The sequence below is a fragment of the Chryseobacterium soldanellicola genome (genome assembly GCF_900100115.1).
Classification (GTDB): domain Bacteria; phylum Bacteroidota; class Bacteroidia; order Flavobacteriales; family Weeksellaceae; genus Chryseobacterium; species Chryseobacterium soldanellicola.
The window spans coordinates 497,214-515,465 of sequence record NZ_FNKL01000001.1 but is presented as its reverse complement, the minus strand read 5'-3'; the positions used below and the strand labels follow the sequence as shown (position 1 = coordinate 515,465).

Here is an 18,252-nt window from a genome sequence, read left to right as displayed (position 1 = left end):
ATAACAAAAAAATCAGATATATATGAACGTTTTAAATGGAACAAAACAGTTTTTTCCGGGTGTTGCACCCATAAAATTTGAAGGCAAAGAAAGCAGAAATCCTTTAGCATTCCGTCACTATGATGCAGACAGAGTTGTGATGGGTAAACCGATGAAAGAATGGATGCGTTTTGCAATGGCATGGTGGCACACCCTATGTGCAGACGGAAGTGATCCGTTTGGAGGCCCTACGATTCATCACCCTTGGAATCATGGTACTGATGCCGTTTCCAAAGCTAAATACAAAATGGATGCAGGATTTGAATTTATGAATAAGATGGGCTTTGAATACTATTGTTTTCATGATATTGATCTGGTAGATCCAGCAGACAATTGGAGAGACTACGAGAAAAATCTACAGACGATTGTAGAATATGCAAAAGAAAAACAACAGGAGACAGGAATTAAGCTTCTTTGGGGAACAGCTAACGTTTTTACCCACGAAAGATACATGAACGGAGCATCTACCAACCCGAATTTTGATGTTGTTGCCTGTGCGGGAACTCAGGTGAAAAATTCGATCGATGCAACGATTGCACTGGGAGGGGAAAATTACGTTTTCTGGGGCGGAAGAGAAGGGTACATGAGCCTTTTAAATACCGATATGAAACGTGAAAAGGAGCATCTTGCCCGTTTTCTTACCATGTCCCGTGACTATGCAAGAGGACAGGGGTTTCAGGGGACATTTTTAATCGAACCAAAACCAATGGAACCTACAAAACATCAGTATGATTATGATGCCGAAACTGTAATTGGATTTTTAAAAAATTACGGTTTGGATAAGGATTTCAAACTTAATCTTGAGGTCAATCATGCAACATTGGCAGGACACACTTTTGAACATGAACTGCAGGCTGCCGTTGATGCAGGGATGCTGGGAAGCATTGATGCCAACAGAGGTGATAACCAGAATGGTTGGGATACCGATCAGTTTCCGGTAGATTATTTTGAGCTTGCGCAGGCATGGCTGGTAATTCTTCCTAATGGCGGGCTGGGATCGGGAGGTATTAATTTTGATGCAAAAATCCGCCGAAATTCAATTGATGCAGATGATCTTTTCATAGCCCATGTTTCCGGTATGGATGCCTTTGCAAAAGGACTGCTTGTAGCAGCTGATATTTTGGAAAATTCAGATTATAAAAAATTAAGAACAGAAAGGTATTCATCTTTTGACAATGGCAATGGGAAAGCTTTTGAAGATGGTAAACTTACATTAACGGATTTACAAAAAATAGCGCACGAAATAGGAGAGCCAAAGCCAAAAAGTGGCAAACAGGAACTATTTGAGGCGATTGTAAATATGTACATCTAATAAAATAAGAAAGCCAATGAATTTTAAAATGAAATTGGCTTTCTTGAACACTAACTTTAAAATAATAATTATGAATGTATTTTTATTAAATAAAACCAACAGAGCATCCTTATTCTTTGCTATGGCTCTTTTACCTTCTGGTTTAATCTATGCACAGAATAAAAAAGATAGTATTACAAAAGAGAAGAAGATTGAAGAAGTTGTGGTAATCGGATATGGAACTCAAAGGAAAGAATCCGTGACAGGATCCGTGGCTAGTGTAAAAGGTGATGTACTTCGTGAGGTGCCTTCTGCAAACATCACACAGGCATTGCAGGGCAGAACGGCGGGTGTTGATATTTCTCAGTCATCTACAAAGCCGGGGGCCGCACTGCAGATCCGTATCAGAGGAACGCGCTCTTTGTCAGGAGATAATAATCCTCTTGTTGTTCTTGACGGTATTCCTTTTGCGGGCTCTTTATCAGACATCAGCTCAAGTGATATTAAAAGTATTGATATTTTGAAAGATGCTTCTGCAACAGCCATTTATGGTTCCAGAGGTGCTAACGGTGTCATTTTAGTAACATCAAACAGAGGAACAAAAGGTCAAAAGCCTCGTTTTTCTTACAGTACTTTTACAGGAGTTCAGACTTTGTTTTCTAAATATCCAATGATGGACGGGCCAAAGTTTGCAAAGCTTCGTGCGGATGCCGGAATATATACAAATGGGGCAGACGAATCCAATAATAACAATACAGACTGGCAAAGCTTATATTATAAACCGGCAATGATGACTAATCATGATGTTAGCGTTTCCGGTGGAACAGAAGGAGGAAATTACAGCGCCGGATTATCTTATTTCAAACAGGATGCATTAATTCCTCTGCAAAATTATGAGCGATTCTCTATGCGTATAGCCTTGGATCAGCAAGTTGGTAAAAGTTTCAAGTTTGGCTTTACAACAAATACAAACTATACCAAAACAGAAGGTAATGGTGTAAATTCGGGAGCCGTTGTAGGATATTCTCCCCTTGTAAATCCTTATAATGCAGACGGAAGTTTAAGATCTTTGATGAATACCGCCGGAGGTAATGATAATACTTGGATTTTTACCCGTGAAAGATTAAATAGTCTTGATGAAAAATACGTTGACGAAAGTAAAATATTTGCATCATATAATAATTTATACGGCGAAGTGGCCCTTCCTCTTAACGGATTAAAATACAGGCTTAATGTAGGCCTGGATTACCGTACTACCAATAGCGGTAATTACGTAGGAGTAGGTGTTTTCAGTACAAATCCTGCTACTGCATCGTCTGCAGGAAGAGGTAATAACCAGACCTACCACTGGGTTTTGGAAAATTTACTGACCTACGACCGTACCTTTGGCAAGCATAAGGTCAATGCCGTTGGATTGTATTCGGCAGAGGGTAACAGATATATAAGTACTTACATGAGTGCAAAAAATGTTCCCGCAGATTTTTTCCAGTATTACAATTTAGGACAATCTCCTCAAGCTGATATTTCAGTGAATCCCAACGATCAGATCTATTCTCAAACAGGTCTTATTTCTGCAATGGGAAGGGTAATGTACACTTTTGATAATAAGTATATGTTAACCGCAACATTGCGTGCAGATGGTGCATCAGTATTAGCTCCGGGAAACAAATGGCATACTTATCCCGCATTATCAGTAGGATGGAATATTACCAATGAATCTTTCATGAAAAGTATAAAAGCTCTTAATCTTTTAAAAATTAGAGCAGGTTGGGGACAGACCTCTAATCAGGCAGTTTCGCCATATTCTACATTAGGTTCTTTAACGGTTGTTCCTTATAATTTCGGTACAACTAATGGTACTGGTGTTTATGTAAATCAGGCACCGAATGCCGATCTTGGATGGGAATACTCTAAAACCCAAAATTACGGGGTAGATTTCGGATTGTTTCATAATAGGTTAACCGGAACTGTCGAATATTATAAAACTCATACTTATGATCTATTATCCAATAAGTCTCTTCCTGCCTCATCAGGTCTTTCATTCGTAACTAAAAATGTTGCAGAGACAGAAAATAAAGGATGGGAATTTTCTTTAAACGGAATTATTTTCGATAATCCCGATGGCTTTTCCTGGGATGCGGGAGTTAATCTTTATACCAATAAGAACAAAATTTTAGCCCTGTCTTCTGGAATTGACAGAGATATAAATAACCTTTGGTTTGTGGGTCATAATATCAACGCATTGTATGATTTTCAGTATGTAGGTTTATGGCAGGCAGGTGATCCCTATCAAAGTATTTTAGAGCCCGGAACTCCAGCTGATGTTATAGGATCTATTAAAGTTCTTTACACCGGAGGCTATAATGCTGATGGTACTCCTGTAAGAGCCATCGGAGAAGCAGACAGACAGATCTTCGATACGGCACCTAAATTCCAGGGAGGGTTTAATATGCGTTTTGCTTATAAAAATTTCGAACTCAGTACTGTAGGAGCATTCCAAAAAGGAGGAATCCTGATCAGTTCATTATATGGATCAGCAAGTTACCTTAACAGATTAACAGGGAGAGGAAATAATGTGGATGTAGACTACTGGACGGAAGACAATACCGATGCCTATTATCCACGCCCGGGCCGCCATTTGAGCGGTGATAATCCTAAGTATTCTTCAACCTTAGCGATGTTTGACGCTTCATACCTAAAGCTACGTACCATCACTTTAGGATACAATTTTAATAAGGAACTTTTAAAGGATATGAAAATTACAGCACTGAAATTATACTTTACCGTAACGAATCCTGTTGTACTGTTTTCTCCTTATCATAAATTTTCAGGAATGGACCCGGAACCAAACTCCGTTGGCGATCAAAATCAGGCGGTAAGCAGCTATAGACCACGACAATTAATCATCGGAACCAATAATCCATCTACCAGAAACTACTTAATGGGGCTTAATTTAACCTTTTAAAACTATAGAGTCATGATAAAATATAATAAAAAAATCATAGCAGGAGTGATCTTCTTATCATTAACCTTCACCGGATGTAATGAAATATTAGACGAAGAGCCAAGAACAAGTTATACTGTAGATTATTTTAATACAGAACAAGGCATCAATCAGGGAGTTACATCTTTATACAGACATCTCCGAATGTTGTATGGAAATGGGTATTTTATGAGTAACTGCCAGAATGGTACAGATGAATCTACATTTGGGCAGCAGGCTGACGGTAATTTCAAAGAATTGGATATGTCAGGAAATGGCAATATTACCCCTTCAACATTTCCTCCGAGTATGGTTTGGAATTCTGTGTTTCCCTACATCAATACTGCCAGTGGTATTATTGAAAAAGGTCCGTCTTTCGGAATTGCAGAGTCTCTCATTTCAGAAGCCCGGTTTTTCAGGGCATTTGATTATTTTTTATTGGTGCAGACTTACGGCGGTGTTCCGTTAGATCTTGGTTCCGGAGAGCTGGCCTTTAATATTACTCCGTCTGCAACTTCAGTAAGAAACACAGTACCTGAGGTTTATAGCAAAGCTATATTTCCTGACCTTAAAAAAGCGATTGATAATTTACCCTCCTCTCCACGGGTTACAGGTGGAGTTACCAAAAATGTAGCAAAGCTGTTTTTAGCAAAAGCATACCTTACTTATGGCTGGTGGCTGCAAAACCCTAATGCTATTCCAACTTATCCGGAAACTGCAAGAACAGATCTGGATGGTCATAATGCTCAATGGTATTTTCAGCAGGCTTATGATATTGCATTAGAGGGAATTAACAATCCGGGGCCATATTCTCTACAGCCTACTTATTATGATCTGAATGTCGGATCCAATGACAGAAATAATGAATGCATGCTGTATGCAGATCATACATCGTCAAGCTTATATTATAATGAAAGTGATCCTGTAGGACAGGGGTCTGGATGGAGCCCGGATAACTTTGCAGCCTGGATGCAGACCTGGAATTATACCAATATTAAAAGCAGCAAGTCTTCTACCACCTGGGATGCCGGCAGTTCGGTTCAGCGTGCGGCTACTCAGCCATTAGGCCGTCCTTGGGTACGTATGTGCCCTACAATTGGAGTTATAAAAAATACCTTTGCAGACAAAACAAATGATTCACGTTATGATGGAACTTTTGTTACAAGTTACAGAGGAAACTGGAATAAAGAAGCAACAGGCCTTACCAATATACCGGTATTATACAATGCAAATAATTTACCCGTTCAGCCTAATGATGCCATTCTTAGTTTTCTGAATGATGATTCTCAAACACCAACCTATCCTTCAGGAGCAGGGCAAAGTGGTGTAGGAGCCGGTACTTTACCGGGAAGAGCAGATTGGGTTGTTGCACCCAATGGTATCAGCAGAATCGTTTTCCCTGGCCTATGGAAAATAGGAACTTACCGCACAGATAACGGGAATGGCTTAGGATTTCCTAATGCGGGATTAACACGCCCGTTTAATGCAGCTAAATTTTCAGAATTTTATTTCATCGCGGCAGAAGCTGCTGTAAAAGGTGCTTCTGGAGCTATGTCCGCAAGAGATCTTATCAATGTAATTCGTGCAAGAGCCGGAAAATGGAAATTTAATAATGCACAAAATACTACTTATATAGCGGATAACAGCGCGGCAATGGTTGCAGCCACGCCTTCAACCATTACAATTGATTATATTTTGGCAGAAAGATCCAGAGAATATTATGGTGAATTTTACAGATGGTACGATCTTATCAGAACCCAAAAGTGGCAGGAATATGCATCAACTTATCAGATAGGAGGATCCAATTACGGAGATCACACTCCTCAGACGGTCACAAGGAATATTCAGAAATTTCATTATTTAAGACCTATTCCTCAAAGCCAGCTTGATGCGATGGAAGTTTCTGCAGATATCAAGGCTAAATATCAAAACCCAGGCTATTAAAACTGGTAATTTAACATTCATATATAGTTGGCAGGGCAGATCCTAAAATATCTGCCTTGTTTTTTAATTAAAAATGTAAAAGACTATGGAAAAAACCTGGCGTTGGTTTGGTAAAAAAGATAAAATAAAGCTGGATATGCTCCGCCAAATTGGGGTAGAAGGCATTGTTTCTGCGCTTCATGATATTCCGAACGGGGAAATCTGGTCGTTGGAAGCAATTAATGAGTATAAAAATTATATAGAAAGCTTTGGACTTCGCTGGTCAGTCGTAGAAAGTCTGGCAGTAAGTGAAGCGATAAAATATGGAGGCGAAAACAGAGACCGGTTAGTAGAAAATTACATTCAGAGCCTTGAAAATTTGGGTAAAGCTGGCGTAACAACGGTTTGTTATAACTTTATGCCTGTTCTGGACTGGGCACGAACAGATTTGTTTTATCAGTGGGAAGACGGTTCGTCATCTCTGTACTTTGATAAGGCCAAATTTGCTTATTTTGAAATTCATATTCTGCAGCGCGAAGGTGCAGAAAACGACTATAATTCAGACATTCTTCAGAAAGTAGAAGAGCTAAAAAATACTTTAACAGAAGAAGATAATAATGATCTGATAGACTCCATCATTGTAAAAACGCAAGGTTTCGTTAACGGAAACATCAAGGAAGGAGATCAGAATCCGGTAGCCATTTTCAAAAGCTTATTGTCTTTATATGACGGGATTGATAAAAACCAGCTTCGTCAGAATATGAAATATTTCCTTGAAAAAATAATGCCTGTCTGCGAAAAATGGGGCATCCAGATGTGTGTGCATCCCGATGATCCGCCGTTTTCATTGTTGGGATTACCAAGAATTGTGACCAACGAAGAGGATATCGACTGGCTCTTGAATAGTGTGGATAATCCTCACAACGGACTGACTTTCTGCGCGGGTTCTTTAAGTGCCAATCTTCAGAATGATGTTCCGAAATTGGCCCAAAAATATGCCCACCGAACAAAATTTGTCCATTTAAGAAGCACCAATGTTTTTGAAAATGGAGATTTTATCGAAGCCCATCATTTGGGTGGAAGAGGAAAGCTGATCGAAGTAATCAAAATTTTTGAAAAAGAAAATCCGGATTTATCAATGCGTGTGGATCACGGAAGATTATTAACAGAAGATATTGATAAAGGGTACAATCCGGGATATTCATTTTTAGGAAGAATGCTCGCTTTAGGACAAATTGAAGGAGTAATGGCAGCCGTACAAAACGAAATGTCAAAGCAATAACACACGGAACCCGAAGGGTTCAACAACAATAGCCGCAGATGCAACCTGTGGAATTTATAAACAAATGAAATAAACCTGAAGGGTTAAATATGATCATTTATCAATAATCATTTATCAATTATAAAAAAATGAACGAAATATTCAGCATAAAAGATAAAGTAGCCGTAATTACAGGTGCTTCAGGCGTGCTGGGCGGAAGTTTGGCTAAAAGTTTCATCGAAGCCGGTGCAAAAATTGTTGCATTGGGAAGAAACCAGCAGACGCTAGATAAAAGGGTAAAAGAACTGACAGATCTGGGTGGTGATGCATTCGCTGTGGAAGCCAACGTAATGAATATTGAAAGCCTTGAATCTGCTTCAAAAAAAATCATTGAAAAATATGGTAAAATCGATATCCTTCTCAATATCGCCGGAGGAAATATTCCTGCAGCCACATTAGCTCCCGACCAGTCTTTTTTCGACCTGAAAATGGAAGCCTGGAACGAAGTAACAGATTTAAACATCAACGGAACAGTTTACCCAAGCTATGTTTTCGGAAAAGTAATGGCAGAGCAGGGAAACGGAAGTATCGTGAATATTTCCTCAATGGCAGCATATTCCGCAATCACAAGAGTAGCAGGATATTCCGCAGCCAAATCCGCAATTACCAATTTTACGCAATGGCTCGCCTCTGATTTAGCTTTAAAATACGGTGATAAAATCCGTGTAAATGCCATTGCTCCGGGATTTTTTATCGGAGATCAAAACCGGGCAATTTTATTAAATCCGGATGGTTCTTTGACAGACAGAAGCAAAAAGGTGATAGCTAAAACACCTATGGGACGTTTCGGAAACGCTGACGAACTCAACGGTGCCGTTCAGTTTCTATGTTCAGATGCCGCAAGTTTCATCACTGGTGCTTTATTGCCTGTTGATGGCGGTTTCAGCGCATTCAGTGGCGTGTAAAAATGAATAAAGATAAATTTTAAAAGATATTTCAACAGAAACTTAAAAAACTAATAATAATCTAAAAAATATACTATGAGACAGATAATAATGAATCCGGTATTTTTAAAAAAGAAAACAATGCTGACGGCTGCTGTAGCTCTATTATTTTTTGATAGTATTTCAGGACAGACCTTTTCAGACTTTTTCTATCGCGGAAATGATAAAATATATACAAACAATCCTCTGAAAGAAGACGAGTTTTATTCACCGATTCTCCAGGGATGTTATCCTGATCCAAGTATTACCAGAAAAGGAGATGATTATTATCTTGTAAATTCCTCATTTTCAATGTTTCCGGGTGTTCCCATTTTCACATCTAAAGATTTGGTCAACTGGAAGCAGGTAGGGCACGTCCTGGACAGGCCTTCACAGCTGAAAGTGGAAAAATCAGGCGTTTCACAGGGAATCTATGCGCCGGATATTAAATACAACAAGCATAATGATACTTTCTACATGATTACCACGCAGATCGCCAGTGGAATCGGGAATATGGTTGTGAAAACCAAAGATCCTGCAAAAGGCTGGAGTGAAGTGCAGAAGTTGAATTTTGACGGTATTGATCCTTCCATTTTTTTTGATGATGATGGTAAAGCTTATATCGTTCACAATGATGCGCCGCCGAAAGGAACTGAGCAGTATAACGGGCATCGTGTCATCAAGATGTGGGATTATGATTTGGAAAAAGACCAGGTGGTCGCAGGTTCAGATAAAATTATTGTAAACGGCGGTGTTGACCTTTCCCAAAAACCGATCTGGATAGAAGGTCCGCATTTGTATAAAAAGAACGGAAAATATTTTCTGATGTGTGCGGAAGGCGGAACTGGCGGTAACCACAGCGAAGTTATTTTTATGTCAGATTCTCCAAAAGGCCCATTTGTTCCTGCAGGAAATAATCCTATATTGACGCAGCGGTATTTCCCTAAAGACAGAAAAGATAAGGTGGATTGGGCCGGTCACGCTGATCTGGTGGAAACTCCTGATGGAAAATATTACGGTGTCTTTTTAGCCATTCGTCCCAATGTAAATAACAGAGTAAACAGCGGCCGCGAAACTTTCATCCTTCCGGTAGACTGGAGCGGAACGTATCCTGTCTTCCAAAACGGTTTAGTTCCGATGAAGCCAAAATTAAAATTACCGGAAGGCGTAAAAAACGAGAAAGGACAAAACGGATTTTTCCCGAACGGAAACTTCACATATTCTGACAAGCTGACGGATAAAAATCTGGATTACCGTTGGATCGCCATGCGCGGACCGCGCGAAAATTTTATCAGCATTTCTAAAAACGGAGTAAAAATAAACCCTTTTGAGACCAATATTAATGCATTGGCACCGGTTTCGGCATTATTTCACAGATTGCAGCATGAAGATTTTGAAACTTCCGTAACACTGGATTTCAAACCGAAATCAGAAAAAGAGCTGGCCGGAATTACCTGTTACCAAAGTGAAAGATTCAACTATGTTTTTGGGATTACAAAAAAGGATAAAGATTTTTATATCGTTTTAGAAAGAACAGAAAAAGGAGAATCAAAACTGATTGCCAGTGAAAAGATTTCAATTTCAAAAACAGTCAGATTACAGGTTGTGGGTGAAAAAGATGACCTTAATTTTAATTATTCTTTAGATGGCAAAAACTTCAAAAACCTTGGAGATTCAGTCTCTGGGGATATCCTTTCTACGGATGTCGCGGGAGGATTTACCGGAAGCCTGATTGGTTTGTACAGCACTTCGTCTAACGATATTAAACCTGATTAATGTATAGTTCGACCGGTTTATAATCACAGGGAAATTATCAATAGGAACGGGCTTTAGCCCGTTTAATAAGGAAGAATCAAAACAGGCTTTAGCCAAAATCTAATAGAAAACGAGGCTTCGACAGGCTCAGCCTGACACGTTTGAAGTAAGACGGTTAGCATTAGCAATGTCACACTGAGCCTGTCAAAGTGTTTTCTTTTAAAATTGAATTAAAGAATTAAATCGACAAACCAAATAGTAAAGTTTTGAAAATTAATAACACATTTTATATAGTTTCTTTTTACGGATTTATCGGGCTGAATCTCCTTTCAGCCCAGATAAATCCTTCTCAGAAGCAGCAGAAAACAGCATTTACCAATCCGATTATTTGGGCAGATGCTCCGGATCTGTCAGTAACGAGAAATGGTGAAGATTTCTACCTTATAAGCACCACAATGCACCTGATGCCGGGAGCTCCCGTAATGCATTCCAAAGATCTTGTACATTGGGAAATGTCAAGCTATGTTTTTAATACTCTCAATGACAATTCCAAATATGATTTGCTTAACGGTACTGTGTACGGCCGCGGGCAATGGGCTTCTTCCATCCGCTATCATAAAGGGAAATATTACGTTTTGTTTTCTCCGAATGATGAGCCTTTCAAGTCGTATTTTTATGTAACGGACAATCCCGAAACGGGCCAATGGAAATTGATTACCAGAACCAGACATTTTCACGATGCTTCTTTGTTTTTTGATGATGATGACAAGGTGTATGTTTTTACTTCCAATAAAGTTTTTGAACTAAGTCCTGATTTTAAAGAAATCATCGGAAATCCCGATGGAACTGTAGTTTTTCAGAAAGATTCGTCAGAAACCGGACTTTTAGAAGGCAATCAGATCATTAAAAGAAACGGGAAATATTACATGATGATGATTTCATGGCCTAAAGGTGAAAAACGACGTCAGGAAGTCTACAGAGCCTATAAAGTGACCGGACCTTATGAGAAAAAAGTGATTCTGGAAGACAACTTTTTAGGATTTTCTTATGCCGGGCAAGGGGCTTTGATTGATGATAAGAATGGCAACTGGTATTCGCTTATTTTTCAGGACAGAGGCGGAGTCGGGCGCGTCCCGATTTTGATTCCGGTACAATGGGAAAACGACTGGCCGGTTTTGGGGGATAACGGAAAAATTCCTTTACATGGTGAAATTCCTCTTCCTCCATTCAAACCTAAAAATAAGATCGTAGAAAGCGACGAGTTTTCTGATAAAAAATTGAAAATCCAGTGGCAGTGGAATCACAATCCTGTAAACGAAGCCTGGTCATTATCCGGCCGAAAAGGATTTATGAGACTGAAAACGAGTCGGGTAGTGGACAATATTTACGCTGCCCCGAATACTTTAACGCAAAGAATGACCGGCCCAAAATCCAGTGCGATCGTTGCTTTAGATTTGAAAGGAATGAAAGATGGAGACATTACAGGATTCAGCGCTTTCAACGGAGATTCAGGATTGTTATCAATTGTAAAAGAAGGCAATCATAAATTTATTACATTTTCTACCAATGAAGTCAGTCTTGATAATAAAACAAAGGCTATTTTGAGTGTTAAAAAGGAAGAAAAGAAGAGAGTTCCTTTAAATTCAGATACAATTTATCTTCGTATTGAAGCAGATTTTAACCTTGGAAAGGATTTGGCAGATTTTTCTTACAGCATCGACCAAAAAAACTGGACGGTTATGGAAAAAGGATACAAAATGATTTTTGACTACAGAAGATTGTTTATGGGATCTAAATTCGCGATTTTTAATTACGCCACAAAAAATACAGGAGGTTTCGTTGATGTTGATTTTTTCAGAATAACGGATTCCTCAATCACACAATAAAGGCGGTAAATATTACATAAATGATGAAATATTACGAATTGTGATATTTTTTTATCCCAATTAATAAGTGTAAAAAATACAAATAAAAAATTTATGAATAAATCAGTTGTATTAGCTTTAGGTTTGATCTTGTCGGGAATGTTTATTTCTGCACAAACTTTTGATAAAAAGGCTCCACAAGGCTTTGACATTGAAAAGAAAGAAATTATCCACGGAAAAATTGATACCGTTACCTATGAATCAAAAACAGTAGGAACCCAAAGAAAGGCTTTAATTTATACGCCGCCCGGCTTCAAAAAAGGAGCTCAATATCCGGTTTTATACCTGCTTCACGGCATTGGCGGAGACGAAAAAGAATGGTTCAGGAACGGAACACCCCAAATTATTCTTGATAATCTGTATGCCCAGGGAAAACTGACACCGATGATTGTTGTTTTGCCCAATGGCAGAGCAATGAAAGACGACAGGGCGACCGGTGATATTATGGCAAAAGACAAAGTAGAAGCTTTCGCGACATTCGAAAAGGATTTGCTGAACGATTTGATTCCTTTTATTGAAAAAAAGTATCCGGTAAAGAAAAACCGGGAAAACAGAGCGATTGCCGGACTGTCAATGGGTGGCGGACAATCCCTGAACTTTGGATTAGGAAACATAGAAAAATTTGCCTGGGTAGGCGGCTTTTCTTCTGCTCCGAATACCAAAGAACCTCAGCAGCTTCTCCCCAATCCAGCGAAGGCTAAAGAATTAAAATTGCTTTGGATTTCCTGCGGTGATCAGGACAGGCTGATGTCTTTCAGTAAAAGGACAAGTGATTATCTTACGGAAAATAATATTCCTCACATTTTTTATGTAGAGCCGGGCGGTCACGATTTCAAAGTCTGGAAGAATGATCTGTATCTGTTTTCTCAATTGCTTTTTAAGAATATCGACCAGCAGGCAATTTCAGCTCAGCTGAGGTCTGAGAAATAAAAAACAGTCTGAAAATTAATTCAATCATGATAACAAGAATGAATTTTAATAGAATAAAAGCATATTTCATCGCGGTCACATTAGTGTTCATGATGAATCAGAATATCAATGCGCAGTCATATAAAAAAACTGACACAGGATTAAGTTTTTCTACGGCTGATACGAATGTGGAAATGAAGTTTTACGGATTTCACACAGTACGGATCATCAAATATCCTGCAGGAAAATCATTCACCAAAAACAGTTTATCTGTTATTAAAAACGAACAAAAAACAAAATTCTCTGTTACAGAAAATAAAGATATTCTATTAATAAAAACAAATGATCTGCAAATATCCGTTAATACGAAAAACGGCGAAATAGCGTATGCCACAACATCTGGAAGAGAACTTCTAAAGGAAAAAGGAAGTAATTTTAAACCTTTCAATGATGCCGGAAATTCTACCTATTCTGTAATGCAAGCTTTTCAGCTGGAAAAAGACGAGCCGATTTACGGTTTGGGAATTTTGCAAAGTGGAAAATTATCCCAACGGAATCAGGACATCAGAATGGTGCAGAACAATACTTGGGATTTTGTGCCTTTCTTCCAGTCTGTAAAAGGTTACGGCGTTTTTTGGGATAATGAATCTCCGACTCAGTTTACCGATACTACTCAGAAAACATCATTTTCTTCTGAAGTGGGAGAAGGCATTGACTATTATTTTATGTACGGCGGAAACGCTGACGGCGTGGTTGCTTCAATGCGTGATCTTACCGGCAATGTTCCGATGCTCCCATTATGGACGTATGGTTTCTGGCAAAGCAAAGAACGCTATAAAAGTCAGGCTGAAATTGTAGATGTCGTTAAAAAATACCGTGATTTGAAAGTTCCTTTAGACGGAATTATTCAGGATTGGCAGTATTGGGGAAACAATTACCAATGGAATGCGATGGATTTTATCAGTCCGGATTTTCCCGACGCCAAAAAAATGATTGGCGATATCCACGGAATGAATGCGCATTTGTCTGTTTCCATCTGGTCGTCATTCGGGCCAATGACCAATCCTTACCGTGAAATGGATAAAAAAGGAATGCTTTTTAATTTTAAAACCTGGCCGGAATCCGGCAGAGAAGTCTGGCCTCCCGATATGAATTATCCTTCCGGAGTGCGTGTTTACGATGCTTACAATCCGGAAGCCAGAGATATTTACTGGAAATATCTTAATAAAGGTGTTTTTAGCCTTGGCGTAGATACTTGGTGGATGGATTCTACAGAACCGGATCATCTCAGCCAGAAACCGGAAGATTTAGATACAAAAACGTATTTAGGTTCGTTCAGAAAAGTCAGAAATGCTTATCCATTAATGGCTGTCGGTGGGGTTTATGATCATCAGCGGGCAACTACAAGCGACAAAAGAGTTTTTATTTTGACAAGATCAGCATTTGCCGGTCAGCAGAGATATGGAGCCAATACATGGTCCGGAGATGTTAATTCTTCCTGGGAATCTTTACGCAACCAGGTTCCGGCAGGTCTGAATTTTACCCTCACTGGAAATCCTAATTTCAATTCTGATATCGGCGGATTTTTTGCCGGAACATATAAAAAAGGCTGGACTGAAAGTTCAGGGTCAAAAAATCCGATGTTTCAGGAACTTTATGTGCGCTGGTTGCAATATGGAACATTCACGCCCATGATGCGTTCACATGGAACCGATGTGCCGAGAGAAATCTACCAGTTTGGGAAAAAAGGAGAGCCTATATATGATGCTGTAGAGAAATTCATCAGGTTACGATATAGCTTGCTGCCTTATGTTTATTCCGTTTCGTGGGATGTTTCCAAAAATCAGTCGAGTTTTATGCGGCCGCTTGCAATGGATTTTTCTTCAGATAAAAAAGTTTGGGATCTTAATAATGAATATATGTTCGGAAAAGCATTTTTAGTTGCTCCCGTACTGAATGCACAATATACTCCTGAAAAAATAGTAAAAACCGATGAAAATGAAGGTTGGAACAAAAAAGAGGAAAGCAAAAAAGAAGGTTTAGTTTCCAGTGTAGATTTCACCCAAAATAAAACCGTTAAAGTCTACCTTCCGTCCGGTTCCGAATGGTATGACTACTGGACCAACGCAAAATATAAAGGCGGACAGGAAATAGAAAAAACAGTCAACATTCAAGCCATTCCATTGTATGTAAAAGGTGGAAGTATTATTCCTATTGGCCCTGATGTTCAGTATGCGACTGAGAAAAAATGGGATAATTTAACCTTAAAAATCTATCCGGGCTCAAATGCGGATTTTGTCTTATATGAAGACGAATTCGACAATTACAATTACGAAAAAGGAGAATTTACCCAAATACCAATGCACTGGAATGACAAATCCCAAACACTCACCATCGATGCCCGAAAAGGAAAATATAAAGGAATGATCGACAAAAGAAACTTCAGCATTATTCTTCCGAATGGTCAGCAGAAAACGGTGGCTTATTCGGGTAAAAATATTAAGGTGATATTCTGAAAAATAATAAAGCATTAAAGCCTTTAACAGAATTAAAATCAACATGATAACCTATAAAAATATCAAAATAATTCTACTGCTTTGTTTATTTGAAAGCGGAGTTTTTTCTGGCCAGCAAACTTCGGGAATCACAGAGAATATCATTTCAAATGATAGCGGTTTTCCTCTTGTTTCGACGGAAGGAAATGTTGCAAATTTATTTTACGATAAGTCCGAAAATGTTGCGGTCATTCGTGCTGCGAAAGATCTACAGTCAGATATTCAAAAAGTGACAGGAAAAACGCCCAATCTTTCAACTACGGAAACTTCCGGCGAATTTGAAATCATCATTGGAACTTTAGGCACAAATAAATTGATTGACAAACTTATTTCATCAAAAAAAATCAATGCCAAAGATTTAAAAGGAAAATGGGAAAGCTTCGTCATCACAACCATAGAAAATTCAAACTCAAAATCCAAAAAACTCATCATCGCCGGAAGCGACAGGAGAGGAACTATCTATGGAATCTATGAATTATCCAAACAATTAGGCGTTTCTCCATGGTATTACTGGAATGATGTTCCCGTAAAAAAGCGTTCTTCAGCGTATGTTGTTCCGGGATATTTCGCTTCAGGTGAGCCTAAAGTAAAGTATCGCGGTATTTTCATTAATGATGAAGAACCGGCTTTCGGAACGTGGGCAAGAACCAAATTTGGAGGCATCAACAGCAAGATGTATGCGAATATGTTTGAGCTTTTGCTTCGTCTCCGAGCCAATTATCTTTGGCCCGCAATGTGGGGAAAAGCATTTAATGAAGACGATCCGCTTAATCCGAAAGTGGCAGACGAATACGGAATCGTGATGGGAACTTCGCACCACGAGCCGATGATGCGTGCCCAAAAAGAATGGGGAAATCACCGAAAAGAATATGGAAACGGCGAATGGAATTACCACACCAACAAAGATGCGCTTCTGAAATTTTGGGAAGACGGATTCAGCCGAAATAAAAACTACGACAATCTCGTAACAATGGGAATGCGCGGCGACGGCGACGAACCGATGAGCGATTTGGGAAGTGCCGAAGCTAACTTCAAATTGTTGGAGAAAATTATGCAGGATCAGAGAAAAATTATTGAAAAAGTAACCAAAAAACCTGCGAAAGAAACGCCTCAGCTTTGGGCATTGTACAGCGAAGTTTTGGATTATTACGACCAAGGAATGAAAGTTCCGGACGATATGACAATTCTGCTTTGTGATGACAATTGGGGAAATGTCCGCCGATTGCCTTACCTCGATGCCAAAAAACATCCAGGCGGTTACGGAATGTATTATCACGTCGATTTGCATGGTGCTCCGAGAGCCTATCAATGGCTGAATATGACACAGATTCCGCACATGTGGGAACAGCTGCAGCTGACTTACAGCTATGGAGTTGATAAAATCTGGATTCTGAATGTAGGAGATTTAAAACCTAACGAATATCCAATGGATTTCTTCCTGAATATGGCGTGGAACCCAACTTCTTTTACCCAAGATAATCTTGAGAATTATACCGTAAAATTTGCTGAAGATCAATTTGGAAAGAACAATGCGAAGGAAATTGTAGAAATCATCAATCTGTATTGCAAATATAATTCAAGAGTTTCCGCAGAAATGATGAATCATAAGACTTACAATCTTGAAAGTGGAGAGTTTCTGCAGGTAAAAGATTCATATTTAGCTTTGGAAACAAGAGCTTTAAGACAATTTATTACTTTTGACGAAGCTTACAAAGACACCTACAAACAAATCGTTTTGCATCCCGTTCGGGCAATGGCAAATCTTTATGATATGTATTATGCAGTGGCAATGAATCACAAACTGGCGGATGAAAAAGATCCGAAAGCCAATTATTGGGCAGATTATGCCGATGAATGTTTCGCCAGAGATGCTGAATACACCAAAGATTACAACCTGAATATTTCCGGCGGAAAATGGAACCATATGATGGACCAAACCCACATCGGTTACAAATCCTGGGACGAGCCGAAAGAAGGAAATATCAAGCCAACGGTTTACAGAATTACGCCCGAAGAAGCTAAAATTGGCGGTTACATTTTTGAAGAGAAAAATGGCGTAGTTGCAATGGAAGCCGAACATTTTTTTGAAACAAAAGCTTCGTCCAAAACAAAATGGACAATCATTCCTGATTTGGGAAGAACGCTTTCCGGAATTTCTTTAATGCCTTACACTGAGAAAACAGACGGTTCCTCCATTACATATCAATTCAAATTAAAAAATAATCCCTCAACTGTAAAAGTTCATTTTTTCTTTGATTCTACACTTCCTTTCAAAAAAGGAGGTCATAGTATTAAAGCTTATTTTGATAAAAGTGATTCAAAAATAATTGGCATCAATCAGGATTTGACGTGGGCAAATAATTACTCCAAAATGTACCCTGCAGCTGCTGCAAGATTGGTGGAAAAGGTGGAAACATTCACGCTCTCTGCAAATCAAAACGGAAATTGTATTCTGACAATCGAACCTTTAGACCCTGGAATTGTTTTGTACAAAATTGTCGTTGATAATGGCGGCTACGAAGAAACGTATTTGAAAATGGATGAAAGTCCGTACAAAAGATAATTATCCAAAAAGTCCCAACGGGACGATTTAACAGAGAATAGGATGCAATCCTATAAACATAAAAA

The 18,252-nt window shown here is 39.0% G+C and carries 10 protein-coding genes; all 10 read left to right on the top strand.

Translation table 11 applies throughout. The features are described from left to right. Positions 1 to 22 precede the first annotated feature (22 nt). The 10 genes from xylA to BLT04_RS02105 all read left to right on the top strand — a co-directional run bounded on the left by xylA (position 23) and on the right by BLT04_RS02105 (position 18,187). Positions 23 to 1,351, top strand: a complete 1,329-nt coding sequence (gene xylA, locus BLT04_RS02150; RefSeq protein WP_089753227.1) for a xylose isomerase — start codon at positions 23 to 25, stop codon at positions 1,349 to 1,351. 70 nt (positions 1,352 to 1,421) lie between these two features. After that, positions 1,422 to 4,295 (top strand): SusC/RagA family TonB-linked outer membrane protein, encoded by a 2,874-nt coding sequence (locus BLT04_RS02145; protein ID WP_089754191.1) that lies wholly within the window; start codon positions 1,422 to 1,424, stop codon positions 4,293 to 4,295. Positions 4,296 to 4,307: 12 nt separating this feature from the next. After that, positions 4,308 to 6,257, top strand: coding sequence for a RagB/SusD family nutrient uptake outer membrane protein (locus tag BLT04_RS02140; protein ID WP_089753225.1), 1,950 nt, complete (start codon positions 4,308 to 4,310; stop codon positions 6,255 to 6,257). A gap of 85 nt (positions 6,258 to 6,342) precedes the next feature. Continuing rightward, positions 6,343 to 7,518, top strand: coding sequence for a mannonate dehydratase (uxuA, locus tag BLT04_RS02135; protein ID WP_089753223.1), 1,176 nt, complete (start codon positions 6,343 to 6,345; stop codon positions 7,516 to 7,518). Between the two features lie 128 nt (positions 7,519 to 7,646). Then, entirely contained in the window at positions 7,647 to 8,462 is an 816-nt protein-coding gene (locus BLT04_RS02130) for an SDR family oxidoreductase (protein ID WP_089753220.1), read from the top strand. 75 nt (positions 8,463 to 8,537) lie between these two features. Then, entirely contained in the window at positions 8,538 to 10,256 is a 1,719-nt protein-coding gene (locus BLT04_RS02125; RefSeq protein ID WP_089753217.1) for a glycoside hydrolase family 43 protein, read from the top strand. A 245-nt stretch (positions 10,257 to 10,501) separates the two neighbouring features. Continuing rightward, positions 10,502 to 12,121: a glycoside hydrolase family 43 protein gene (locus BLT04_RS02120; protein WP_089753215.1), complete on the top strand. Its 1,620-nt coding sequence runs from the start codon at positions 10,502 to 10,504 to the stop codon at positions 12,119 to 12,121. Positions 12,122 to 12,214: 93 nt separating this feature from the next. Beyond that, on the top strand, positions 12,215 to 13,090 hold the full coding sequence (locus BLT04_RS02115) for an alpha/beta hydrolase (protein WP_089753213.1): 876 nt from the start codon (positions 12,215 to 12,217) through the stop codon (positions 13,088 to 13,090). Between the two features lie 26 nt (positions 13,091 to 13,116). After that, the gene (locus BLT04_RS02110) at positions 13,117 to 15,585 is read left to right on the top strand and encodes a glycoside hydrolase family 31 protein (RefSeq protein WP_228421890.1); all 2,469 of its coding nucleotides are present in this window, start codon (positions 13,117 to 13,119) and stop codon (positions 15,583 to 15,585) included. A 43-nt stretch (positions 15,586 to 15,628) separates the two neighbouring features. Further along, positions 15,629 to 18,187, top strand: a complete 2,559-nt coding sequence (locus tag BLT04_RS02105; RefSeq protein ID WP_089753210.1) for a glycosyl hydrolase 115 family protein — start codon at positions 15,629 to 15,631, stop codon at positions 18,185 to 18,187. The last annotated feature ends 65 nt before the right edge of the window (positions 18,188 to 18,252 follow it).